Here is a 1,027-nt window from a genome sequence, read left to right as displayed (position 1 = left end):
CGCCCAGCAAATCAACAAGCAGGTAACGGATAAAGGCTACACCGTGACCGTCAAGGAAGTGCTCGCCGATCCGACGCGCATAGCCTTGATCTTTGAGATTGTCGATAAGGATGGAAAGAAGCTGGATTTCAAGGCGGGCAATTACGAAGAGAGCTTTACGCTTACAGACAAGGCCGGCAACGACCTGAATCCCGAGGGGGATGGCTGGGCACGTGGGAAATACGGGGATTACATGCTTGTCAGACAGGATTTGTATGACATATTTGACGCAGCAGAGAAAGTGCCAGACGAGCTTACGGTCGGGGTTGAGTTCAATAAAATCATGGACACCGAAGGCTCATGGAAGCTCGATATTCCCATCGATATGAAAAAGGCAAAAGAAGTGGCGAAAACAGTAGTGATTAATCAGGAGTATACTTCGCCGCAGGGGGTAGTCATCAAGCTGGATAACATCGTGACCGTGCCCAGCGCCAGTCTGCTTACCCTGGAGACGAATTGGAACGAACAGAAAAACAAAGAGTATATGAAGCTGATCGAGGAAAAAGGCTGGAATGATGCGCCCGAGGGGCCCAGGAAGGAAATGCGGTTAACTCCTGGAGAACTGATGCAGCACTACTTGACAGATTACGGTCTGGCCTATGAAATTCTCGACGAAAAAGGAAATCTGATCGCAGGTCGGGATGATACCATGTTCGAAACCTTGAACGGCATTAGAAAAAATGAGGTGCGCAACACCAGCAAAGGCAAAGGAAAAGGCGAAGGACAAGGAATGGTGTGGTGGGACGGATTTGCACCGTTTACAGGTCATGAAAAGCTGACCTTCAAGCTTCATTCGATCTATCTGAATGAACCGGCTTCCTTCGAGGCCAAAATTTCTCTCGACGAATTGAATAAACAGCCGGTGACAGTTGAAAACAGCGGAAGCACCTTTACCTTCAGCAAATTCCACCTGAAGACAACGGAAGAAAAGGAAAAGATCGGAAGATACGAATCGCGGGGCAAAGGCGGGATCATCGAGTTTGAGGCG

1 protein-coding gene is annotated in these 1,027 nt (G+C 48.9%); it reads left to right on the top strand.

Translation table 11 applies throughout. The features are described 5' to 3' along the window. On the top strand, positions 1 to 1,027 hold a 1,027-nt coding region (locus Q3F21_RS27130; protein WP_340259706.1), incomplete at both ends, for a DUF4179 domain-containing protein.

It is taken from the genome of Brevibacillus borstelensis, assembly GCF_037834415.1.
GTDB lineage: Bacteria > Bacillota > Bacilli > Brevibacillales > Brevibacillaceae > Brevibacillus > Brevibacillus borstelensis_A.
The sequence above is the reverse complement of the archived record's forward strand: the minus strand, read 5'-3'. Positions and strand labels throughout refer to the sequence as shown.